At 68.8% G+C, this 22,254-nt stretch carries 17 protein-coding genes and 1 tRNA gene; 5 read left to right on the top strand and 13 right to left on the bottom strand.

The features are described from left to right. Positions 1-27 precede the first annotated feature (27 nt). The 3 genes from AB0P24_RS35145 to AB0P24_RS35155 are packed head-to-tail and all read left to right on the top strand — an operon-like array spanning position 28 to position 2,715. Positions 28-1,155 carry a hypothetical protein gene (locus AB0P24_RS35145; protein ID WP_365801252.1) on the top strand — a complete coding sequence of 376 codons (1,128 nt, stop codon included), beginning with the start codon at positions 28-30 and terminating at the stop codon, positions 1,153-1,155. Beyond that, the gene (locus AB0P24_RS35150) at positions 1,152-1,670 is read left to right on the top strand and encodes a Pycsar system effector family protein (RefSeq protein ID WP_365801254.1); all 519 of its coding nucleotides are present in this window, start codon (positions 1,152-1,154) and stop codon (positions 1,668-1,670) included. The genes AB0P24_RS35145 and AB0P24_RS35150 overlap by 4 nt, the downstream gene beginning before the upstream one ends. Positions 1,671-1,710: 40 nt before the next feature. Further along, on the top strand, positions 1,711-2,715 hold the full coding sequence (locus tag AB0P24_RS35155) for a M48 family metalloprotease (RefSeq protein WP_365801256.1): 1,005 nt from the start codon (positions 1,711-1,713) through the stop codon (positions 2,713-2,715). A 57-nt stretch (positions 2,716-2,772) separates the two neighbouring features. Here the strand turns inward: AB0P24_RS35155 and AB0P24_RS35160 are convergent, their stop codons facing one another. The 10 genes from AB0P24_RS35160 to AB0P24_RS35205 all read right to left on the bottom strand — a co-directional run bounded on the left by AB0P24_RS35160 (position 2,773) and on the right by AB0P24_RS35205 (position 16,158). Next, positions 2,773-6,672 (bottom strand): DNA-directed RNA polymerase subunit beta', encoded by a 3,900-nt coding sequence (locus AB0P24_RS35160; protein ID WP_365801258.1) that lies wholly within the window; start codon positions 6,670-6,672, stop codon positions 2,773-2,775. 97 nt (positions 6,673-6,769) lie between these two features. Further along, positions 6,770-10,255 (bottom strand): DNA-directed RNA polymerase subunit beta, encoded by a 3,486-nt coding sequence (rpoB, locus tag AB0P24_RS35165; RefSeq protein WP_181803603.1) that lies wholly within the window; start codon positions 10,253-10,255, stop codon positions 6,770-6,772. 553 nt (positions 10,256-10,808) lie between these two features. Further along, positions 10,809-11,192: a 50S ribosomal protein L7/L12 gene (gene rplL, locus AB0P24_RS35170; RefSeq protein ID WP_181803605.1), complete on the bottom strand. Its 384-nt coding sequence runs from the start codon at positions 11,190-11,192 to the stop codon at positions 10,809-10,811. Between the two features lie 163 nt (positions 11,193-11,355). After that, positions 11,356-11,886 carry a 50S ribosomal protein L10 gene (gene rplJ, locus AB0P24_RS35175; protein WP_009330729.1) on the bottom strand — a complete coding sequence of 177 codons (531 nt, stop codon included), beginning with the start codon at positions 11,884-11,886 and terminating at the stop codon, positions 11,356-11,358. Positions 11,887-12,216: 330 nt separating this feature from the next. Continuing rightward, entirely contained in the window at positions 12,217-13,125 is a 909-nt protein-coding gene (locus AB0P24_RS35180) for a hypothetical protein (protein ID WP_365801261.1), read from the bottom strand. A gap of 167 nt (positions 13,126-13,292) precedes the next feature. Next, on the bottom strand, positions 13,293-14,018 hold the full coding sequence (gene rplA, locus AB0P24_RS35185; protein WP_181803601.1) for a 50S ribosomal protein L1: 726 nt from the start codon (positions 14,016-14,018) through the stop codon (positions 13,293-13,295). Positions 14,019-14,099: 81 nt separating this feature from the next. Then, complete coding sequence (gene rplK, locus AB0P24_RS35190; protein WP_055515278.1) at positions 14,100-14,534, bottom strand: 50S ribosomal protein L11; 435 nt, start codon at positions 14,532-14,534, stop codon at positions 14,100-14,102. Between the two features lie 225 nt (positions 14,535-14,759). After that, on the bottom strand, positions 14,760-15,611 hold the full coding sequence (gene nusG / locus AB0P24_RS35195; protein ID WP_365801264.1) for a transcription termination/antitermination protein NusG: 852 nt from the start codon (positions 15,609-15,611) through the stop codon (positions 14,760-14,762). A gap of 80 nt (positions 15,612-15,691) precedes the next feature. Continuing rightward, positions 15,692-15,976, bottom strand: a complete 285-nt coding sequence (gene secE, locus AB0P24_RS35200) for a preprotein translocase subunit SecE (protein ID WP_093499675.1) — start codon at positions 15,974-15,976, stop codon at positions 15,692-15,694. A gap of 109 nt (positions 15,977-16,085) precedes the next feature. Beyond that, positions 16,086-16,158: transfer RNA gene (locus AB0P24_RS35205), tRNA-Trp, on the bottom strand. A 261-nt stretch (positions 16,159-16,419) separates the two neighbouring features. On the opposite strand from AB0P24_RS35205, the gene AB0P24_RS35210 reads away from it, so the two are divergent. Together AB0P24_RS35210 and AB0P24_RS35215 are read left to right on the top strand one after the other, a co-directional pair. Continuing rightward, positions 16,420-17,646: a pyridoxal phosphate-dependent aminotransferase gene (locus tag AB0P24_RS35210; protein WP_365801267.1), complete on the top strand. Its 1,227-nt coding sequence runs from the start codon at positions 16,420-16,422 to the stop codon at positions 17,644-17,646. 156 nt (positions 17,647-17,802) lie between these two features. Continuing rightward, positions 17,803-18,843, top strand: a complete 1,041-nt coding sequence (locus tag AB0P24_RS35215) for an adenosine deaminase (RefSeq protein ID WP_365801269.1) — start codon at positions 17,803-17,805, stop codon at positions 18,841-18,843. A 121-nt stretch (positions 18,844-18,964) separates the two neighbouring features. Here the strand turns inward: AB0P24_RS35215 and AB0P24_RS35220 are convergent, their stop codons facing one another. The 3 genes from AB0P24_RS35220 to AB0P24_RS35230 form a co-directional block, all read right to left on the bottom strand. Next, positions 18,965-20,020 (bottom strand): UDP-N-acetylmuramate dehydrogenase, encoded by a 1,056-nt coding sequence (locus tag AB0P24_RS35220; RefSeq protein ID WP_365801271.1) that lies wholly within the window; start codon positions 20,018-20,020, stop codon positions 18,965-18,967. A 115-nt stretch (positions 20,021-20,135) separates the two neighbouring features. Further along, a complete protein-coding gene (locus AB0P24_RS35225) occupies positions 20,136-21,572 on the bottom strand; it encodes a DHA2 family efflux MFS transporter permease subunit (protein WP_365801273.1) in 1,437 nt (478 codons plus the stop codon). Positions 21,573-21,664: 92 nt separating this feature from the next. Next, positions 21,665-22,246, bottom strand: a complete 582-nt coding sequence (locus AB0P24_RS35230; protein WP_365801275.1) for a helix-turn-helix domain-containing protein — start codon at positions 22,244-22,246, stop codon at positions 21,665-21,667. Between the last annotated feature and the right edge of the window lie 8 nt (positions 22,247-22,254).

The following is a 22,254-nucleotide window of genomic DNA, read 5'->3' on the forward strand; positions in this document are numbered from 1 at the left end:
CCGAGAGCACCACTGAGGAGATCAACCATGCAGCGCACCGGCCAACCGCCTGAACAGCCGAAGCAACCGGAGCAACCGGAGCAACCGGAGCAACCGGAGCAACCGCGCCAGGCAGAGCACACCGGGGAACAGGAACAGACCGAGCGGCTCGACTGGTTCCAGCAGGAGCCCCAGCACTCCGCGGTGCCGCACACCGACGCCGACCCCGTCCACACCGTCTGGCAGCTGCCGCGCTTCCGCCTCGGCAGCAGGCGCTTCACGGGACGTATCGACCACGCCCTGGTCTGCGTGACCCGTCAGGGAGCGTACGAAACCTTCCTGCCGCCCGACCGGCCCACGACCGTACGGCGTTACGTCGCCCTGTACGAGATCGACACCGACCCTCACTCCTTCCAGCTGAACATCCCGCTGCCCAGCCTGGACGACGACGCCGAGTTCGAAGCCACCGTCGACATCACCTGGCGCGTGGACCACCCGGCACAGCTCGTCCGCAGCCAGGAGCGTGACGTACCAGGCCTCATCACCCGCAAGCTGCTGCCGCAGCTGCGCACAGCCAGCCGCCGCCATCCCGTGAGGGCGACCGCGGAGGCCGAGCGAGCCGTGTCGGACGCGGTGGCCCATGCCACGTGGCTCGGCGACGGACAGGGGCTGAAGGTCTCCTGCTCCGTACGCCTGCGCTGCGACGCCGCAGAGCGGTCCCACCAGGCCCGGCTGAGGACAGCCCGGCACGAGGCCGAGGCCGCGGAGCCGGAGCACAAGGCAGCCCACCTTCGCGAGTCGTACGAAGTCGAGCGCCGGGCAGAGCGGATCAGGTTCTACGAGACCACCCTTGCGCGGGGCGGAACCGCCGCGCTCGCCCTGCACCTGACGGCACATCCCGACGAGACCCAGCTCGTCCTCGATCACCTTCAGGCCGGCCAGAACAGGCTGGTGGACACCCAGATGCGCCTGATCGACCAGGCTCTGGAGAGCAAGCAGCTGGAGGACCACCAACTCGACGAACCGCGCCAGCTCATCGCCGACCGGATGTCAGCCCTCCTGCGGACCACGGCCCTCTCCGAAGCAGAGGCACCCCAGTCCTACCCGGAGCTGCCGCCCCAGGCGTCGGCGGTCGAATCCGCACCGCCTGAGGACCGTCCGGGGACCGGCGCATGACTCCGGCTCCCCCCGCACCGGACGACCCACGCCTGCAGACCGGCGTCCAGCTGCTCAGCGACCTCCGGAGCGAGATCGCACGCGCCGACGCCAAGGCCGCGGTGCTGGTCGGAGTGCTCGGCATGGCCACCGGCGCGCTGGGGGTCCTCCTGACCAGCCGGAACTGGAGCCCCGGGCGCCTCCCGGCCCCTGCCGCACTGCTGTGGTGGACGGGAGTCGCCTCCCTGGTGACCTCGCTCTTCGCCCTCCTGCTGGCGGTGACGCCCCGCTATGGCATGAGCCGTTGGAGGCCTGGGCGCCCGCTCACCTACTTCGGAGACATACGAGAGGCCGCCCGAGCAGGCCGGCTCGCCACCGCCCTCACGGAGACCTGGCGAGACCCGGGTCGCGGCCTACTGCTCGCCCTCGCCGAAACGAGCGACATAGCCGCCCGCAAGAACTTCTGGATCCGCGCCGGGCTGATCGCCTTCGGCACCGCGGCGGTGCTGCTGCCCTGCTCACTGCTGGTCGGCTGAACCGCCCCTTGCGCGCCCGCCCACACCCGAAGGAAGAACCATGTCCATGCCGTACGACTGGGAAAAACTCAAGGAAACGCGCTCCTCCCACGCAGGCTCTGACGACGATCTCCCCCGCCGCCGCGGCCGCATTCACATCACCGCACGCCAGCGAGGCGTGGATGCCACCACGCTCGGCAGTCTGGCGCTCCATCTCCCGCACCTGCTCGCCGGTCTGACCGTCGTCCTCGGGCTGTCATACGTCGTCGGCATCCTGATCGGCCTGCCCTGGTGGATCCCGAGCGGATGCTGGGTGCTCAGCGGTGTGCTCGTCTTCCACCAGCCCTGCGAGCGTCTGCTGGCCCGCTGGCTCTTCGAACTCCGCTACCCGACGCCGGAGGAGTACCGAAAGCTCCGGTGCGTCTGGCGCGAGGTCACCGCGCGCGCCGGAGTGGACGGGAGCACCTACCAGCTCTGGGTCGAGGACAGCGACGAGATCAACGCGATGGCCGCGGCCGGACACATCGTCGGCGTCACCAGCCACTCGCTCAGCTCGCTGACGCCCGCTCAGCTCGCCGGCGTACTCGCGCACGAGCTGGGCCATCACACGAAGGGACACGCATGGGCGTCGCTTGTCACCTTCTGGTACGCACTGCCCGGCCGACTGACCTGGCGCCTGCTTCGCCGGCTTGCCACACGCGTCGACCGCCTCTCCACCGGCATGGCCGCCGTGGTGATCGGCGTGCTGGGCGCTGCCGTGGCCGCCGTGGCGACAGCGACGTACGGCCTGGTCTTCCTCCCGTTCGCCGCTCCCTACCTGACTGCTGCCGTGGCGCGGCGCTCCGAGCTGCGGGCGGACGAGCATGCGGCGGCCCTCGGCTTCGCGCCGCAGCTGATGACGGTGCTGCGTGAGGAACACGAGAGGGAGCAGTCCGAACGAGCCGCCGCCACGGCTGCGGGGCTGTCCTTCGAAAAGGAAGGCGTGATCGCACGATTACTGGCCTCGCACCCCGACGTCCACACACGGCTGCACCACCTGCAGGCCCGCTCGCAGAACAAGCGCTGACAGCCGAAGGGCGGCCACCCCGTACGAAACGGGGTGACCGCCCTTCAGAGCCACCTGCTACTGGTTGTACGGACCGTAGTCGTAGTCCTCCAGCGGGACGGCCTGGCCGGAGCCGGTGCCGAACGGCGAGTAGTCGATGTCGTCGTAGCCGACGGCCGAGTACATCGCGGCCTTCGCCTCCTCGGTCGGCTCGACCCGGATGTTGCGGTAGCGGGACAGACCCGTACCGGCCGGGATGAGCTTACCGATGATGACGTTCTCCTTCAGACCGATGAGGCTGTCGGACTTGGCGTTGATCGCCGCATCCGTCAGGACTCGGGTCGTCTCCTGGAAGGAGGCCGCGGACAGCCACGACTCCGTCGCCAGCGACGCCTTCGTGATACCCATCAGCTGCGGACGGCCGGAGGCCGGGTGACCGCCCTCCTGGACCACACGACGGTTCTCGTGCTCGAACTTCGAGCGCTCGACCAGCTCACCGGGCAGCAGCTCGGCGTCGCCGGACTCGATGATCGTCACGCGGCGCAGCATCTGCCGGATGATGATCTCGATGTGCTTGTCGTGGATCGACACACCCTGCGAGTTGTACACCTTCTGGACCTCGCCGACCAGGTGGACCTGGACGGCACGCTGGCCCAGGATGCGCAGCACGTCGTGCGGGTTGGTGGCACCCACGGTGAGCTTCTGGCCCACCTCGACGTGCTCGCCCTCGCTGACCAGGAGTCGGGCGCGCTTCGAGATCGGGTACGCCGTCTCGTCGCTGCCGTCGTCCGGCGTGATGACGATCTTCTTGGTCTTCTCGGTCTCCTCGATCCGCACGCGGCCCTGGGCCTCGGAGATCGGGGCGACACCCTTCGGGGTACGGGCCTCGAAGAGCTCGACGACACGCGGCAGACCCTGGGTGATGTCGTCACCGGCCACACCACCGGTGTGGAAGGTACGCATCGTCAGCTGGGTACCGGGCTCACCGATGGACTGGGCGGCGATGATGCCGACCGCCTCACCGATGTCGACCAGCTTGCCGGTGGCCAGCGAACGGCCGTAGCACATGGCGCAGGTGCCGACGGCGGACTCGCAGGTCAGGACCGAGCGGGTCTTGACCTCCGCGACGCCACGGGCCACCAGCTCCTCGATGAGGACGTCACCGAGGTCGGTGCCGGCCGGGGCCAGGACCTGGCCGTCGACCACGATGTCCTCGGCGAGGCAGCGCGCGTACACGGACGTCTCGACGTTGTCCGCCTTGCGCAGCACGCCATCCGCGCCGACCTCGGCGATGTGCAGCTTGAGGCCGCGCTCGGTGCCGCAGTCCTCCTCGCGGATGATGACGTCCTGCGAGACGTCCACCAGACGACGGGTCAGGTAACCCGAGTCGGCGGTACGCAGGGCGGTGTCGGCGAGACCCTTACGGGCACCGTGCGTGGAGATGAAGTACTCCAGCACGGACAGGCCCTCACGGAACGAGGCCTTGATCGGACGCGGGATGGTCTCGTTCTTCGCGTTCGACACCAGACCACGCATACCGGCGATCTGCCGCATCTGCATCATGTTTCCTCGGGCACCCGAGTCAACCATCATGAAGATGGGGTTCGTCTTGGGGAAGTTCTCGTTCATCGCCTCGGCGACCTCGTTGGTCGCCTTGGTCCAGATCGCGATGAGCTCCTGAGTGCGCTCTTCCTTCGTGATCAGACCGCGCTCGTACTGCTTCTGGACCTTCTCGTCCTGCGCCTCGTAGCCGCGGACGATCTCCTTCTTCGCCTCGGGAACGACGACGTCGGAGATGGCGACGGTGACACCGGAACGGGTCGCCCAGTAGAAGCCGGCCGCCTTCAGGTTGTCGAGCGTCGCCGCCACGATGACCTTGGGGTAGCGCTCCGCCAGGTCGTTGACGATCTCGGAGAGCTGCTTCTTGCCCACCGAGTAGTCGACGAACGGGTAGTCCTCGGGCAGCAGCTCGTTGAAGAGCGCGCGGCCCAGCGTGGTGCGCAGCCGGAAGGTGTCGCCGGTCTGGTACTCCGGCTCACCCTCCTCGACGGCCGGCGGGGTCCAGCCGCGCGGCGGGATGGTGCCCACCGGGAAGCGGATGTCGATCGGCGACTGCAGCGCCAGCTCGCCGGCGTCGAACGCCATGATCGCCTCGGCCGTGGAGCCGAAGGACCGGCCCTCGCCCTTGGTGTCACGCAGCTCGCCGTCGGTGGTGAGGAAGAACAGACCGAGGACCATGTCCTGGGTCGGCATCGTCACCGGACGGCCGTCGGCGGGCTTGAGGATGTTGTTCGAGGACAGCATCAGGATGCGGGCCTCGGCCTGCGCCTCCGCGGACAGCGGCAGGTGCACGGCCATCTGGTCACCGTCGAAGTCCGCGTTGAACGCGGTGCACACGAGCGGGTGGATCTGGATGGCCTTGCCCTCGACCAGCTGCGGCTCGAAGGCCTGGATGCCGAGTCGGTGCAGGGTGGGCGCACGGTTCAGCAGCACCGGGTGCTCGGCGATGACCTCTTCGAGGACGTCGTACACGACGGTGCGGCCGCGCTCCACCATGCGCTTGGCGGACTTGATGTTCTGCGCGTGGTTCAGGTCGACCAGGCGCTTCATCACGAACGGCTTGAAGAGCTCCAGCGCCATGGCCTTGGGCAGACCGCACTGGTGCAGCTTCAGCTGCGGGCCGACGACGATGACGGAACGCGCCGAGTAGTCGACTCGCTTGCCGAGCAGGTTCTGACGGAACCGGCCCTGCTTGCCCTTCAGCATGTCGCTGAGGGACTTCAGCGGACGGTTACCGGGACCGGTGACCGGACGGCCACGACGGCCGTTGTCGAAGAGGGCGTCGACGGCCTCCTGAAGCATGCGCTTCTCGTTGTTCACGATGATCTCGGGCGCACCGAGGTCGAGAAGGCGCTTCAGACGGTTGTTGCGGTTGATCACACGGCGGTACAGGTCGTTCAGGTCGGAGGTCGCGAAGCGGCCACCGTCCAGCTGCACCATCGGGCGAAGGTCCGGCGGGATGACCGGCACGCAGTCCAGCACCATGCCCTTGGGGCTGTTGCTGGTCTGCAGGAACGCGGAGACGACCTTCAGGCGCTTGAGCGCACGGGTCTTCTTCTGGCCCTTGCCGGTGCGGATGATCTCGCGGAGCCTCTCGGCCTCCTCGTCGAGGTCGAAGGACTCCAGGCGCTTCTGCAGCGCCGCGGCACCCATCGAGCCGTCGAAGTACGTGCCGAAGCGGTCGCGCAGCTCGCGGTAGAGCAGCTCGTCGCCCTCCAGGTCCTGGACCTTGAGGTTCTTGAAGCGGGTCCACACCTCGTCGAGGCGGTCGATCTCGCGCTGCGAACGGTCGCGCAGCTGCTTCATCTCACGCTCGGCGCCCTCGCGCACCTTGCGGCGCACGTCGGCCTTGGCACCCTCGGCCTCCAGCTCGGCCAGGTCGCTTTCCAGCTTCTTGGCGCGGGCCTCCAGGTCGGCGTCCCGGCGGTTCTCGATCTGCTGGCGCTCCACGGAGACATGCGCCTCCAGGGAGGGCAGGTCGCGGGTACGGCGCTCCTCGTCGACGAACGTGATCATGTACGCCGCGAAGTAGATGACCTTCTCGAGGTCCTTGGGAGCCAGGTCGAGCAGGTAGCCCAGCCGGCTCGGGACACCCTTGAAGTACCAGATGTGCGTGACGGGCGCGGCCAGTTCGATGTGGCCCATCCGCTCACGGCGCACCTTGGCGCGCGTGACCTCGACGCCGCAGCGCTCGCAGATGATGCCCTTGAAGCGGACGCGCTTGTACTTGCCGCAGTAGCACTCCCAGTCCCGGGTGGGGCCGAAGATCTTCTCGCAGAAGAGCCCGTCCTTTTCCGGCTTGAGGGTGCGGTAGTTGATCGTCTCGGGCTTCTTGACCTCGCCGTGGCTCCACTGACGGATGTCGTCAGCGGTGGCCAGGCCGATCCGGAGCTCGTCGAAGAAGTTGACGTCGAGCACTATGCGTCAATCCCTCTCAGGGTTGTGAGTCTTTGGTCTGATACGGGGGCCTGGGGGTCGGCGGGGCCCTGATGGCTCAGGGCCCCCCGGACTCCCGTCAGACCTCTTCGACGCTGCTCGGCTCGCGCCGGGACAGGTCGATGCCGAGCTCCTCCGCAGCGCGGAAGACGTCCTCGTCGGTGTCACGCATCTCGATGGACATACCGTCGCTGGACAGCACCTCCACGTTCAGGCAGAGCGACTGCATCTCCTTGATGAGCACCTTGAAGGACTCGGGGATGCCGGGCTCGGGGATGTTCTCGCCCTTGACGATGGCCTCGTAGACCTTCACGCGGCCGGTGACGTCGTCGGACTTGATGGTCAGCAGCTCCTGGAGGGCGTAGGCGGCGCCGTACGCCTCCAGCGCCCACACCTCCATCTCGCCGAACCGCTGGCCACCGAACTGGGCCTTACCACCCAGCGGCTGCTGGGTGATCATCGAGTACGGGCCGGTCGAACGGGCGTGCAGCTTGTCGTCGACCAGGTGGTGCAGCTTCAGGATGTACATGTAGCCGATGGAGATCGGGTCCGGGAACGGCTCACCGCTGCGGCCGTCGAACAGCCGCGCCTTGCCGGACGGCTGCACCAGGCGGTCGCCGTCCCGGTTCGGGATGGTGTGCTGCAGCAGACCCGCCAGCTCGTCCTCGCGGGCACCGTCGAAGACCGGGGTGGCGACGTTGGTGCGCGGGGCGACCTGGTCGGCACCGATGGCCTGGAGCCGCTGGGCCCAGTCGTCGGCGAGACCGGAGACGTCCCAGCCGCGGCTGGCGAGCCAGCCGAGGTGGATCTCCAGGACCTGTCCCGGGTTCATCCGGGACGGGACGCCGAGCGGGTTGAGGATGATGTCGACCGGAGTTCCGTCCTCGAGGAACGGCATGTCCTCGATGGGCAGGATCTTGGAGATGACACCCTTGTTGCCGTGGCGGCCGGCGAGCTTGTCACCGTCGGTGATCTTGCGCTTCTGCGCGACGTAGACGCGGACCAGCTGGTTCACGCCCGGCGGCAGCTCGTCGCCCTCCTCGCGGTCGAAGACGCGCACGCCGATGACCTTGCCGGTCTCGCCGTGCGGCACCTTCAGCGAGGTGTCACGGACCTCACGGGCCTTCTCACCGAAGATCGCGCGCAGCAGGCGCTCCTCCGGCGTCAGCTCGGTCTCACCCTTCGGGGTGACCTTGCCGACGAGGATGTCACCGGCGATGACCTCGGCGCCGATGCGGATGATGCCGCGCTCGTCGAGGTCGGCGAGGACCTCCTCGGAGACGTTCGGGATGTCCCGGGTGATCTCCTCGGGGCCGAGCTTGGTGTCACGGGCGTCGACCTCGTGCTCCTCGATGTGGATCGAGGAGAGGACGTCGTCCTGCACGAGGCGCTGCGACAGGATGATCGCGTCCTCGTAGTTGTGCCCCTCCCACGGCATGAACGCCACGAGCAGGTTCTTGCCGAGGGCCATCTCGCCGTTCTGGGTGGCGGGACCGTCGGCGAGGACCTGGCCCTCGACGACCCGGTCGCCCTCCAGCACGATGACCTTCTGGTTGACCGAGGTGCCCTGGTTGGAGCGGGCGAACTTGGCCAGGCGGTAGGTGATGTACGTGCCGTCGTCGTTGGCGGTGGTGATGTAGTCCGCGGAGACCTCCTGGACCACACCGGCCTTCTCGGCCTTGACCACGTCGCCGGCGTCGACCGCGGAGCGGTACTCCATGCCGGTGCCGACGAGCGGGGACTCGCTCTTGATCAGCGGCACGGCCTGGCGCATCATGTTCGCGCCCATGAGGGCGCGGTTGGCGTCGTCGTGCTCGAGGAACGGGATCATGGCGGTCGCGACCGACACCATCTGGCGCGGCGAGACGTCCATGTAGTCCACGTCGTCACCGGCGACGTAGTCGACCTCGCCGCCACGACGGCGGACGAGCACCCGGGCCTCGGAGAAGCGCATCTCGTCGGTGAGGCCGGCGTTGGCCTGCGCGATGACGAACCGGTCCTCCTCGTCGGCGGTCAGGTAGTCCACCTCGTCGGTGACCTGGCCGTCGACGACCTTGCGGTACGGGGTCTCGACGAAACCGAACGCGTTGACCCGGCCGTAGGAGGCGAGCGAGCCGATCAGACCGATGTTCGGGCCTTCGGGGGTCTCGATCGGGCACATACGGCCGTAGTGCGACGGGTGCACGTCACGGACCTCGAAGCCGGCCCGCTCACGGGAGAGACCACCCGGGCCAAGAGCCGACAGACGGCGCTTGTGGGTGAGACCCGACAGCGGGTTGTTCTGGTCCATGAACTGGGACAGCTGGCTGGTGCCGAAGAACTCCTTGATGGAGGCGACGACCGGCCGGATGTTGATCAGGGTCTGCGGCGTGATCGCCTCGACGTCCTGGGTGGTCATGCGCTCGCGGACGACGCGCTCCATACGGGCCAGACCGGTGCGGACCTGGTTCTGGATGAGCTCGCCGACGCTGCGCAGACGACGGTTGCCGAAGTGGTCGATGTCGTCGGTCTCGACGACGATGGAGCCGCCGCTGTCACCGACCGTCTCGGTCTCGCCGGCGTGCAGCTTCACCAGGTACTTGATCGTCGAGATGATGTCCTCGACGGTCAGGATGCCGGCGTCGAGCGGGGCGTCCGCGCCCAGCTTCTTGTTGACCTTGTAGCGGCCGACCTTGGCGAGGTCGTAGCGCTTCGGGTTGAAGTACAGGTTCTCCAGGAGCGTCTGCGCGGCCTCGCGCGTGGGGGGCTCGCCCGGACGCAGCTTGCGGTAGATGTCGAGCAGCGCGTCGTCCTGGCCCTGGGTGTGGTCCTTCTCCAGGGTGGCGCGCATGGACTCGTACTCGCCGAACTCCTCGAGGATCTGCTCGGTCGTCCAGCCGAGCGCCTTGAGCAGCACGGTGACCGACTGCTTGCGCTTGCGGTCGATACGGACACCGACCATGTCGCGCTTGTCGATCTCCATCTCCAGCCAGGCACCCCGGGACGGGATGATCTTGGCGGAGAAGATGTCCTTGTCGGACGTCTTGTCGATCGAGGAGTCGAAGTAGACACCGGGCGAACGGACCAGCTGCGACACCACGACACGCTCGGTGCCGTTGATGACGAAGGTGCCCTTGTTCGTCATGAGCGGGAAGTCGCCCATGAAGACCGTCTGGGACTTGATCTCACCGGTCTCGTTGTTGGTGAACTCGGCCGTGACGAAGAGCGGGGCCGCGTACGTGAAGTCGCGCTCCTTGCACTCGTCGATGCTGTTCTTCGGCGGCTCGAAGCGGTGGTCGCGGAACGTCAGCGACATCGACCCGGAGAAGTCCTCGATCGGGGAGATCTCCTCGAAGATCTCCTCGAGACCGGACTTGGTGGGGACGTCCTGACCGGACTCCAGAGCCTCCTCGACCCGACTCTGCCAGGCGGTGTTCCCGAGCAGCCAGTCAAAGCTCTCGGTCTGCAGCGCGAGCAGGTTGGGAACCTCGAGAGGCTCCTTGATCTTTGCAAAAGAGATGCGCAGCGGGGCGGTGCTGGCGCCGTTGTTCATATTCGCGTTCGAGGCAGTGCGCGAGGCGGCCAAGAGGGGGTCCTTCCGAGGGCTCGGACTCACTACGCGCTCCCCGGTCCCTTCCGGACGCAGAGACGGAAAACCCCAGTTCAGAGGAGTTCGGTCGTCGGCATTCGGGTGAGGGCAGACCCCTGGTGACGGGCAGGGGACAGCTAACAGGCAGCGCAAAGGGTCAGTGTAGCCACTTGGCACACTGATGTCCAGTCTCCATTTTCTGAGACCCTCGCCATCGTCAACGCCTGCGTCCTGCCTGCCCTCAACGCACGTTGATACTGCCCTCTTCGTCGCCGATCCATGCCTCGGATTCGGACCGTTCTGGCGACGCGTCCTGAGAATTGCGCGCTGCGTGCGGTTCGTCAAGGCCCCCCTGCGCAAACCCGGTGCGCCGGAGACACGACGAAGATCACCATACCCCCCGCCGTCACGGGTGCAAGGCAACCGTGGTCGGCCCTCCGGGAACGCCGAAGAGCGACCACCCGGATGGATGATCGCTCTTCGCGGTCTGCGCGTTACAGCCCCCGAGGGGGTGTTTCAGCACACAGAGGTCTGCTCGACCTCAGAGGCCTTACTTGACCTCGACGGAGGCGCCGGCGCCCTTGAGGGACTCGGCGGCCTTCTCGGCGGCGTCCTTGGCGACCTTCTCCAGGACGGGCTTCGGGGCGCCGTCCACCAGGTCCTTGGCCTCCTTCAGGCCGAGCGAGGTCAGCTCACGCACGACCTTGATGACCTGGATCTTCTTGTCGCCGGCACCGGTGAGGATGACGTCGAACTCGTCCTTCTCCTCCTCGACCGGGGCGGCGGCGGCCGGACCGGCCGGGCCCGCGACGGCAACCGCGGCGGCGGCGGTGACGTCGAACTTCTCCTCGAACGCCTTCACGAACTCGGAGAGCTGGATCAGGGTCATGGTCTCGAACTCGGCGAGCAGTTCTTCCTGGGTGAGAGCCACGATGGCTTTCCTTCCACTAATTCGGCTGGTGCCGGGATGTACATGTCTGGCGGGCGTACGTTCGGCCCGCTACGACCGCTCCCTCAGGCGCTGTGCCTCAGGCGTTGAGCCTCAGGCGTTGAGCCTCAGGCGTCGGCCCCGGGCGGCGGTCATTTCGCGAGCCGAGTTACTCGGCACCGCCCTGCTCGTCCTGCTTGGCGCGAAGCGCGTCCACGGTGCGGACGAGCTTCGACGGGAGCGCCTGGAAGACCTGAGCAGCCTGCGTCTGCTTGCCCTTCAGGGCGCCCGCCAGTTTGGCGAGCAGAACCTCGCGGGACTCGAGGTCCGCAAGCTTCTTGATCTCGTCGGCGGACAGCGCCTTGCCGTCAAGGACACCGCCCTTGATGACGAGGTTCGGGTTGTCCTTGGCGAAGTCACGAAGACCCTTCGCCGACTCCACCGGGTCACCGGTGACGAAGGCGACCGCCGTCGGACCGTTGAACAGGTCGTCGAGCGTCGTGATCCCGGCCTCGTTGGCCGCAATCTTGGTCAGCGTGTTCTTCACCACGGCGTACTGGGCGTTCTCACCGAGCGACCGGCGCAGCGTCTTGAGCTGCGCCACGGTGAGACCCCGGTACTCGGTCAGCACGGCGGCGTTCGAGCTGCGGAACTGCTCCGTCAGCTCGGCCACCGCGGCAGCCTTGTCGGGCCTTGCCATAGAGCGTCGGCCTCCTTCCGGGTGATGAGGACCGCTCAGAAGGGGCTGGGGAAAACGAAACGCCCCGGCGCAGGCGCACGGGGCGTAGCTCGACCGAAGTCACACACGCTATGCATGTGTCTCCGGGAGCACTTCCACAGTCACCTGCGCGGGTCGTCCGCCATCCAGCGGATCCTTCGGCCACCGCACGCTCTTGCGAGCACACGGCAACGACCAGCGGTCTTTGGCTTCGTTAGGAGGGTACGGGACCGGTGCGCTGTCAAGCAAATCGGCCCCGTCCGGGCCCCTGAGGGGGTCGGCCGGGTGGCCTCGGCGGTGCGCCCGGCCGGCTCAGGAGGTCAGACCGCTCGCGCCCCGCTTCTTGAGCAGCGTCCTGAAGTCCGCGGTGTCGCCGGCCGGGGGCCGCCGCGCGCCGGCCTTCACGCCGTAGTCGCTGTAGTGCGCGGTCTGGGTCATCGTGCCGGTCGCCGTGTCGGCCTTCTCGGTCTTCTTGACCAGCAGGTCCCGGTCGTCGACCCAGATGTCGACGGTCTCGGTGCTGACACCGGCCTGGGTGAGCTGCTTCTTCAGACCGGCCAGCTGGCTCGCCGTGAGGCTGCTGCTCCGCCCGGCCAGGTCGGCCACCCGCACCGTGCCCGCGTAGTGGGTGGTGGCCTGGCCGTCGACCTTCTCGGCGCCGACCTTCCGCACGTCGTTCGAGGCCAGCAGCATCTGCACCGGCTTGTCGGGCGTGGTGTTCCGCATCCGGTCCTTGAGCAGCCCGCCCGAGCCGCCGGGGAGGGAGGCCAGGTCGCCGTACCCGTACCGGATCCAGTGCCTGCCGCCGGTCCGCGCGGCGAACGTGTCGCTCATCCTCGCGTAGTAGGCGTCGGGCAGATAGCGGGCCTCCATCGACGTCGTGCCGAGCCGGCGCATCAGCTCGGCCGTGCTGCCGCCGGTGCAGGTGATGGTGACCGTGCCGGTGATGCCGCCGTCCCAGGCGAGGCTGCCGTGCGTCGTCATGGACAGCAGGGAGCCCATGGTGGTGGTGGAGCGGATCCGGGCGGAGTCGGCGCCGCTCGTGGACTTCTCCGCGGAGCGCAGCGCGGCGACGGGGCCGACCCGGTTCGCGGCAGGGGCGTCGGCCCGGTCCTTGCCGCCGGAGCCTCCGGAAGCCCCCGCCGAGCAGGCGGCCACCCCCGTCAGCGCGGCCGCCACCGTGATCGAGAGGGCTCTACGACGCACGCGCCGGCTCTTCATCCCGCCCACCCCCGTGAAGGTCCCGTCTCCCCCGACGCTAACCCAGGGCACCGACAGAGCGCCGGAAGTCGTACGAACAACGGAACGGGCCCCGCAACCCTTGGGGTTGCGGGGCCCGTCCTGGTGGTGTCGCGTCCCTGACGCGGCTACCGGACCGAGCGCGGGGCTCAGACGGCGGCCGGGTCCTCCTCGACGAGGAGGTTGCGGGTGCGGTTGGGGTCGACCGGGATGCCGGGGCCCATGGTGGTGCTGACCGCGGCCTTCTTGATGTAGCGGCCCTTGGCGGCGGACGGCTTCAGACGGAGGATCTCCTCCAGCGCGGCGCCGTAGTTCTCCACCAGCTTGTCGTCGTCGAAGGACGTCTTGCCGATGATGAAGTGCAGGTTCGAGTGCTTGTCGACGCGGAACTCGATCTTGCCGCCCTTGATCTCGGTCACGGCCTTGGCGGTGTCCGGGGTCACAGTGCCGGTCTTCGGGTTCGGCATCAGACCACGCGGGCCGAGGACGCGGCCGAGGCGGCCGACCTTGCCCATGAGGTCCGGGGTGGCGACGACGGCGTCGAAGTCCAGACGGCCCTTCGCCACCTCGTCGATGAGCTCGTCGGCGCCGACGATGTCGGCGCCCGCGGCACGCGCGGCCTCGGCACGGTCACCGGTCGCGAAGACCAGGACCCGGGCGGTCTTACCGGTGCCGTGCGGGAGGTTCACGGTGCCACGGACCATCTGGTCGGCCTTGCGCGGGTCGACACCCAGGCGGAAGGCGACCTCGACGGTGCCGTCGAACTTGGTCGTGGAGGTCTCCTTGGCGAGACGGACGGCCTCGAGCGGGGCGTACAGCTTCTCCCGGTCGATCTTCTCGTCCGCAGCGCGAAGGGCCTTGCTGCGCTTGCTCACAACTTGCTCCTGTGTGTTCTGAAGGAGGCGTGGTGTACGGGCCGAGCAGGCCCTACCACGGTGGTTCTACGAAGGTGGGGTTCAGCCCTCGACCGTGATGCCCATGGAGCGGGCGGTGCCGGCGATGATCTTCGACGCGGCGTCCAGGTCGTTGGCGTTCAGGTCGGGAAGCTTGGTCTGGGCGATCTCGCGGACCTGCGCCTCGGTGATCTTGGCGACCTTGGTCTTGTGCGGCTCGCCGGAGCCCTTCTCGACACCAGCGGCCTTGAGGATCATCTTCGCGGCCGGCGGGGTCTTGGTGATGAAGGTGAAGGAGCGGTCCTCGTAGACCGTGATCTCGACCGGGATGACCCAACCGCGCTGCGACTCGGTCGCGGCGTTGTAGGCCTTGCAGAACTCCATGATGTTGACGCCGTGCTGGCCCAGCGCGGGGCCGACCGGCGGAGCCGGGTTCGCCGCACCGGCGTTGATCTGGAGCTTGATGAGCCCCGTGACCTTCTTCTTCTTGGGAGGCATGGCTCTCCGGGTCCTTTCATTTCGGGTCCTGCCTGCGTGAGGGGACCAACCCGAACGCAGGCATACCGCACAACGATAACGGGTATAGATGCGCGGCCAAAAACCGAGCAGGTCAGGGGCCGGGAAAAGGCGCCTGACCTGACACGGACGTCAATCGGGGCGCCCCGAAAGGGGCGCGGGGAACTGCGCGACCAGCCCCCACCGACCCGCAGCTGAGGTACTGCCTCAGTTCTTCTGAATCTGGTCGAACGAAAGCTCAACCGGCGTCTCACGCCCGAAGATCTCCACCAGACCCTTGACCTTCTTGGAGTCGGGGTTGATCTCGTTGATCGTCGCCTGCAGCGTGGCGAACGGACCGTCGGTCACCGTCACCGAGTCGCCCACCTCGAAGTCCAGCACCTGGACCTCGACCTTGCGCTGCGGCGCCGGCTTGCCCTCGGCCTCCGCCGCCTCGCGCGCCGCCTTCTCCTCGGCCTCCGGCGCGAGCATCTTGACGATCTCGTCCAGGGTCAGCGGGTAGGGGTCGTACGCGTTGCCGACGAAGCCGGTGACGCCGGGGGTGTTGCGGACGACACCCCACGACTCGTTGGTCAGGTCCATACGGACGAGCACATAACCCGGCAGCTTGTTCTGCTTGATGGTCTTGCGGTCGCCGTTCTTGATCTGGACGACCTCTTCCTGCGGCACCTCGGCCTGGAAGATGTAGTCCTCGACGTTCAGCGAGACGGCGCGCTGCTCCAGGTTGGTCTTCACGCGGTTCTCGTAGCCGGCGTACGTGTGGATGACGTACCACTCGCCGGGGAGCAGGCGCAGTTCCTCGCGCAGGGCCTGGACGGGGTCGACCGGCTCGGCCGGCTCTTCCTCGACGGCCCCTTCGAGCTCCTCGGCTTCTTCGGCGTCCTCGTCGTCCGCCTCGTCCTCGTCCTCGACGTGGACCGCGGCCTCCTCGGCCGGCTCCCCCAGTTCGGCCTCGGCAGCCTCGAACTCGTCCTGCTCGTCCGCGCCCTCGACGATGTCCAGCTCGTCCTCGACGGCCTCTTGGGGCTCGACGGCGTCGTTCAGGTTCGGGTCAGACACGATGGCTGCTTCTTCCTGGATACATAGGGGTGGAACATGCGAAAACGGGCGCCGGTACCACGGCGCCCTTCGCTCTGTGCTCAGCCGAAGACGTACTTGGCCGCGTGGTTGAGTCCATAGTCAATCACGGTCACCAGAGCGATCATGATGGCGACGAAGAAGATCACCACGGTGGTGTACGACGTCAGCTGGTTACGAGTCGGCCAGACGACCTTGCGGAGCTCCGCGATGATCTGGCGGTAGAAAGTGGCAAGGCGCTTCAGCGGACCCTTCTTGGCCCGCTTGCCGCCCTTGCGGCCCTTCTTCTTGGACTCCTGCACCTCATCGGCATCAGGCGTGTCGATGGAGCCCACGGCGTCCGTCATTCATCCTCACCTGGTCCCGGGTCATGGCCGTGCCGCGCCCGGTTTCTGGAGCCGCACGGCGGTGCAATGCTTGTACGTACATGCGCACACATCCTGGCGGTGTGTGTAGCAGGGCCGGAGGGACTTGAACCCCCAACCGCCGGTTTTGGAGACCGGTGCTCTACCAATTGAGCTACGACCCTTTGCGTGTCCCCCAACGTACCGCATCCGCCCGGGTGCTCGGTGTGTACCCGCTCAGGCACGGCTGTCGAAGGCCAACGAGGTGAGAGTGTACGTGGTCCACGGCGCCGCGTCGAACAGAAAGTGGCAAGCCGCAGGGACCGTACGGAAGATCGTCCTGGCCGGGGGCGGGATCCGCACGCTTGTTCATGGTTCGGCCCGTAGTTGTTCAGTACGTGAAACCGGCGTGCCGGGCAGGTTTCCGGTCTGAAACGATGGACCCCATGAGCGCTGCAACCCCTCCCACCGAGCGCCGGGTCTCCGCCCGAGTCGGCGCGATCTCCGAGTCCGCCACCCTCGCCGTGGACGCCAAGGCGAAGGCCCTCAAGGCCGCCGGGCGCCCGGTGATCGGCTTCGGCGCCGGTGAGCCCGACTTCCCGACGCCGGACTACATCGTCGAGGCCGCCGTCGAGGCGTGCAAGAACCCGAAGTACCACCGCTACACCCCCGCCGGCGGTCTGCCCGAGCTGAAGGCCGCGATCGCCGCCAAGACGCTGCGCGACTCCGGCTACGAGGTCGACCCCTCCCAGGTGCTCGTCACCAACGGCGGCAAGCAGGCCATCTACGAGGCCTTCGCCGCGATCCTCGACCCGGGCGACGAGGTCATCGTCCCCGCCCCGTACTGGACGACGTACCCGGAGTCCATCCGTCTCGCCGGCGGTGTCCCGGTCGAGGTCGTCGCGGACGAGACCACCGGCTACCGCGTCTCGGTGGAGCAGCTGGAGGCGGCCCGCACCGAGAAGACGAAGGTCGTGCTCTTCGTCTCCCCGTCCAACCCGACCGGCGCGGTCTACAGCGCGGCCGAGACGGAGGCGATCGGCCGCTGGGCCGTGGAGCACGGTCTGTGGGTCCTCACGGACGAGATCTACGAGCACCTGGTCTACGGCGACGCGAAGTTCACCTCGCTGCCCGCGATCCTGCCCGAGCTGCGCGACAAGTGCATCGTGGTCAACGGCGTGGCGAAGACGTACGCCATGACCGGCTGGCGGGTGGGCTGGCTCATCGGCCCCAAGGATGTCGTGAAGGCGGCCACGAACCTCCAGTCGCACGCCACGTCCAACGTCTCCAACGTGGCGCAGGTCGCCGCCCTGGCCGCCGTCACCGGCGACCTGGAGGCCGTCGCGAAGATGCGCGAGGCCTTCGACCGGCGCCGCCGGACGATCGTGCGGATGCTCAACGAGATCGACGGGGTCGTCTGCCCCGAGCCCGAGGGCGCCTTCTACGCCTACCCGTCGGTCAAGGCGCTGCTCGGCAAGGAGATCCGCGGCAAGCGCCCGCAGAACTCGGTCGAGCTGGCCGCGCTGATCCTGGAGGAGGCCGAGGTCGCGGTCGTCCCCGGCGAGGCCTTCGGCACGCCCGGCTACCTGCGCCTGTCGTACGCCCTCGGTGACGAGGACCTCGTCGAGGGCGTGAGCCGGATGCAGAAGCTGCTGGCCGAGGCGAAGGACTGACAGCCGGCGCCTGGCGCCTTGCGCGCCGCACGCGCGCGTGCGGGCCGTCTCCTGCGGGAGGCGGCCCGCTCTCGTGCGCCCGCTCGCCCGTGCGAGCAAGGCCACTAACGGGGAATCCGCTACCGGTGGGACAGGTACGTACGGCAGGATCCTGGGATGGAGCACGTACGTGATGTCTCTGGGCTGCCGAAAGCTCATCTGCATCTGCACTTCACCGGTTCGATGCGACCGGGAACCGTCCTGGAACTGGCCGACAAGTACGGCGTACGCCTCCCCGAGGCGCTGACCGATGCCCTGACCAGCGGCGAACCACCGAAACTGCGGGCCACCGACGAACGGGGCTGGTTCCGCTTCCAGCGGCTGTACGACGCCGCGCGCTCCTGCCTCAGAGAGCCCGAGGACATCCGGCGGCTGGTCAGGGAGGCCGCCGAGGAGGACCTGAAGGACGGCTCGGGCTGGCTGGAGATCCAGGTGGACCCGACGTCGTACGCCCCGCGTCTCGGCGGTCTGATCCCGGCCCTGGAGATCATCCTGGACGCGGTCGAGACGACCTCCCGGGAGACCGGACTCGGCATGCGCGTCCTGGTCGCCGCGAACCGTATGAAGCACCCCTTGGACGCGCGCACGCTGGCCCGGCTCGCCGTCCGGTACGCGGACCGGGGGGTGGTCGGCTTCGGGCTGTCGAACGACGAGCGGCGGGGCATGGCGCGGGACTTCGACCGGGCGTTCCACATCGCGCGCGAGGGCGGCCTGCTGGCGGCCCCGCACGGCGGCGAGCTGACCGGCCCGGCGTCGGTCCGGGACTGCCTGGACGACCTGCACGCCTCCCGGATCGGGCACGGCGTGCGGGCGGCGGAGGACCCGAGGCTGCTCAAGCGCCTGGCGGACCGGGAGATCACCTGCGAGGTGTGCCCGGCCTCCAACGTGGCCCTGGGCGTCTACGACAAGCCCGAGGACGTCCCGCTGCGCACCCTCTTCGATGCGGGCGTCCCGATGGCCCTGGGCGCCGACGACCCGCTCCTGTTCGGCTCCCGGCTGGCCGCGCAGTACGACTTCGCGCGCGTGCACCACGCCTTCACGGACGCCGAACTGGCTGAACTGGCCCGCCAGTCGGTCCGGGGCTCCGCGGCACCGGAGGACGTGAAGGCCAGGCTCCTGGCGGACATCGACGCCTGGCTGACCGCCCCGGTGGTCTGATTCCCGGTCACGGGCGGGCTCCTCGGCGACGGGAGCCCGCCCAGGACGCGGCGACGGTGAAGCAGGGGGTGGGGGTGGCCCACTTGAGCCTCCGGCGAATCAGAGGCTCACGGCTGCCTCCCTAGAGGCTCACGCCGACGGTCACCGGCTCGTTGGCCAGGGTCACGCCGAAGGCCTCCCGGACCCCGGCGACGACCTCCCGCGCCAGTTCCAGCAGATCCTCGGTCGTGGCCCCGCCCCGGTTGGTCAGCGCCAGCGTGTGCTTCGTGGAGATCCGGGCCGCGCCGCTGCCGTACCCCTTGGTGAACCCGGCCTTGTCGATCAGCCAGGCCGCCGAGGTCTTGGTACGGCCGTCCCCCGCCGGGTAGGCGGGCGGCTCGGCCGCGTCGCCCAGCCGCTCCCGCACGCGCGCGTGGAAGGCGGCGAACTGCTCGTCCGTGAGGATCGGGTTGGTGAAGAAGGACCCCGCCGACCAGGTGTCGTGGTCCTCGGGATCCAGCACCATCCCCTTCCCGGCCCGCAGCTTGAGCACGGCCTCCCGTGCGTCGGCGAGCGGCACCCTGTCCCCCGGCTCCACTGCGAGCGTCCGCGCCGCCTCCGCGTACCGCACCGGCGCCGACAGCCCGCCGGCGTCCTCCAGCCCGAACCGGACACGCAGGACGACGTACCGCTCGGGGTCGGCCTTGAACCGGCTGTGCCGGTACGAGAACGCGCACTCCTCGTTGGCCAGCGTCACCGTCTCGCCGGACCGCCGGTCGTACGCGACGACCTCGGTGACGGTCGAGGAGACCTCCTGCCCGTACGCCCCCACGTTCTGGATCGGCGTGGCTCCGGCGGATCCCGGGATCCCGGCGAGGCACTCGATGCCCGCGAGGCCCGCCTCGACGGCGCGGGCGACCGCGTCGGTCCACACCTCGCCGGCCGCCAGCTCCAGCGTCGTGCCGCGCAGTTCGAAGCCGGTGGTGGCGATGCGCAGGGCGGTGCCGTCGAAGCCCTTGTCGCCGATGACCAGGTTCGATCCGCCGCCGATGATCAGCAGCGGGGTCCCGCTGCCGTCGGCCGCGCGGACGGCGGCGATCACCTCGGCGTCGGTGGTCGCGGTGACCAGCCGGGTGGCGGGGCCGCCGAGCCGGAAGGTGGTGAGGGGGGCGAGGGGGGCGTCGTGGAGTTCCTGCACGGGCCCAAGACTACGAGACGCCACCGGCGGTCCCGCCGCCACGAGCCGCACGCGCGCGTGGGGCCCCGTCCATACCGTGAACAGGGCCCCCACGCGCGCGTGCCGTCGGCTGTCGTCAGCCGCCGACGGCCCCCAGCGCCGGGGCCGGCTCCCCCTCGGCGACCAGCCGCGCGACGCGCCGTCGGCCGGGTATGGCCAGGGCGGCGATCCCGGCGAGAGCCACCACGGCCGCGCCGGTGACCAGGGCGGGCCGCAGTCCGTCCACGAAGCTCTGGGCGCTCTCGTAGCCGCCCCGGGCGGAGAAGATGGACGACATGACCGCGACGCCGAGTGCGCCGCCGACCTCGCGCAGCGCGTTGTTGGCGCCGGAGGCGATGCCCTGTTCCTGCGGTCGTACGGCGGACATCACCAGGTTGGCGGCCGGGGCGAAGTACAGGGCCATGCCGATGCCGCTGATGATCAGGCCGGGCAGCTGGGCGGCGTAGGAGGCGTCGGCGGTGACGGCGGAGGCCAGGTAGCCGAGTCCGGCGGCCTGGAGGAAGAGCCCGGCCGCGACGACCGGGCGGCCGCCGATCCGGTCGGACAGGATGCCCGCGATCGGCGCGACGATCATCGGCATGCCGGTCCAGGGCAGCATCCGCAGGCCCGCCTGGGTGGGCGAGTAGCCGAGCACGCCCTGCATGTACTGGCTGAGCAGGAAGATCGACCCGAACATCCCGAGGAACATCAGCAGGCTGGCCGCGTTGATCCCGGAGAAGGCCCGTGAGCGGAAGAGCCGCATGGGCAGCATGGGGTTCCTGGCGCGGCTGCCGTGGATGACGAAGCCGACCAGCAGGGCGGCGCCCGCGAACAGCCCGGTGAGCACGAACGGGCCGGTCCAGCCGTCGGCGGGCCCGCGCACCAGGCCGTAGACGATCCCGAAGAGGCCGCCGCTGGCGAGCAGGGTGCCAGGGACGTCGAGCGGGGCGCCGGAGCCGTACGACTCGGCGAGGCGGAGGCGGGCGAGCGGCAGCAGGGCGAGGCCGAGCGGCACGTTCAGCCAGAAGATCCAGTGCCAGGACACGTGCTCGGTGAGACTGCCGCCGATGAGCGGCCCGGAGGCGACCGCGAGTCCGTTGACGGCCCCCCAGATGCCGTACGCCATCCCGCGCCTGGCCTCGGGCACGGCCGCCGTCAGCAGGGTGAGGGTGAGCGGCATCATGACCGCCGCGCCGACGCCCTGCACCGCGCGGGCGGCGATCAGGGAGTCGATGCCGGGCGCCATGGCCGCGGCGGCGGAGGCGCCGGCGAAGACGGTGAGCCCGGCGAGGAAGAGCCGGCGCCGGCCGAAGCGGTCGCCGAGGGCGGCGCCGAACATCAGCAGGACGGCGAAGGTGAGCGTGTAGGCGCTCACGGTCCATTCGAGGTCGTCCAGGGCTCCGCCGAGGTCCTTGCGGATGGACGGCAGGGCGGTGGTGACGACGAGGTTGTCGAGGGCCGCCATGAATCCGGCGACGCTGGTGATGACGAGCGCCCATCCGGCGCCACCGCGACGTGCGGTCTCTTGTGACATCGCTCCCCCAGAAGCGTGACTCGATTGATTAGTTATCGATCACTAATTTTCTGCCGCAGGAAAGGACCCGGCCGGCAACGGCGAACCGCCCCTCACGCTTCGCCGCACTTCTCCGGTCGCCCCGTGGCCCCGGCATCACGGAACACTCCCCGCCAGACCCTGTGCGCGGGCGGGAACCCCATGGCCGAATAGGTGTTGATGAGCATCCCCTTGGCGAGGAAGGCCGTGGTGGCGTCGACATCGGCCCCCGAGAGCAGATGGACGGCGTCCCAGAGCCGCATCCAGCCGTCCCGCACCCGCTCGCCGAACTCGCGTTCACCCTCGCCCTCCGCGGCCGCGACGGCGATGTACGTCTGCATCTGCATCTGGAGCAGCTCCGGCCGCTCCTGGATCAGCCGCACATACGCGTCACCCATGGCGCACAGGGCCTCCTCGCCCTCCAGCCCTTCGGCCGCCTCCTCGAAGAGCTGCCGCATGTGGTCGATGCAGCGCTGCGAAGCCGCGGCGAAGATCGCCTTCTTGCCCGGGAAGAGCCGGAAGAGGTACGGCTGCGACACCCCGACCCGCTGGGCGATGGCCTCGGTGGAGGTGCCGTAGTAGCCCCTCCGCGCGAACTCGGCGATCGCCGCGCGGATGACGTCCTCGCGCCTCTCCTCGGCGCTCATCCTTGCCATGCGACGAA

The organism is Streptomyces sp. NPDC086519 (genome assembly GCF_040686075.1).
In the GTDB taxonomy this organism is placed as follows: Bacteria; Actinomycetota; Actinomycetes; order Streptomycetales; family Streptomycetaceae; genus Streptomyces; species Streptomyces shenzhenensis.

Coding starts and splice junctions, on each gene's coding strand:
- AB0P24_RS35230 (WP_365801275.1), bottom strand. CDS start 22,246: ATGGCAAGGATGAGCGCCGAGGAGAGGCGCGAGGACGTCATCCGCGCG.
- secE (WP_093499675.1), bottom strand. CDS start 15,976: ATGACGGACGCCGTGGGCTCCATCGACACGCCTGATGCCGATGAGGTG.
- AB0P24_RS35210 (WP_365801267.1), top strand. CDS start 16,420: ATGAGCGCTGCAACCCCTCCCACCGAGCGCCGGGTCTCCGCCCGAGTC.
- AB0P24_RS35215 (WP_365801269.1), top strand. CDS start 17,803: ATGGAGCACGTACGTGATGTCTCTGGGCTGCCGAAAGCTCATCTGCAT.
- AB0P24_RS35155 (WP_365801256.1), top strand. CDS start 1,711: ATGTCCATGCCGTACGACTGGGAAAAACTCAAGGAAACGCGCTCCTCC.
- AB0P24_RS35180 (WP_365801261.1), bottom strand. CDS start 13,125: ATGAAGAGCCGGCGCGTGCGTCGTAGAGCCCTCTCGATCACGGTGGCG.
- AB0P24_RS35225 (WP_365801273.1), bottom strand. CDS start 21,572: ATGTCACAAGAGACCGCACGTCGCGGTGGCGCCGGATGGGCGCTCGTC.
- rplK (WP_055515278.1), bottom strand. CDS start 14,534: ATGCCTCCCAAGAAGAAGAAGGTCACGGGGCTCATCAAGCTCCAGATC.
- rplJ (WP_009330729.1), bottom strand. CDS start 11,886: ATGGCAAGGCCCGACAAGGCTGCCGCGGTGGCCGAGCTGACGGAGCAG.
- AB0P24_RS35145 (WP_365801252.1), top strand. CDS start 28: ATGCAGCGCACCGGCCAACCGCCTGAACAGCCGAAGCAACCGGAGCAA.
- AB0P24_RS35150 (WP_365801254.1), top strand. CDS start 1,152: ATGACTCCGGCTCCCCCCGCACCGGACGACCCACGCCTGCAGACCGGC.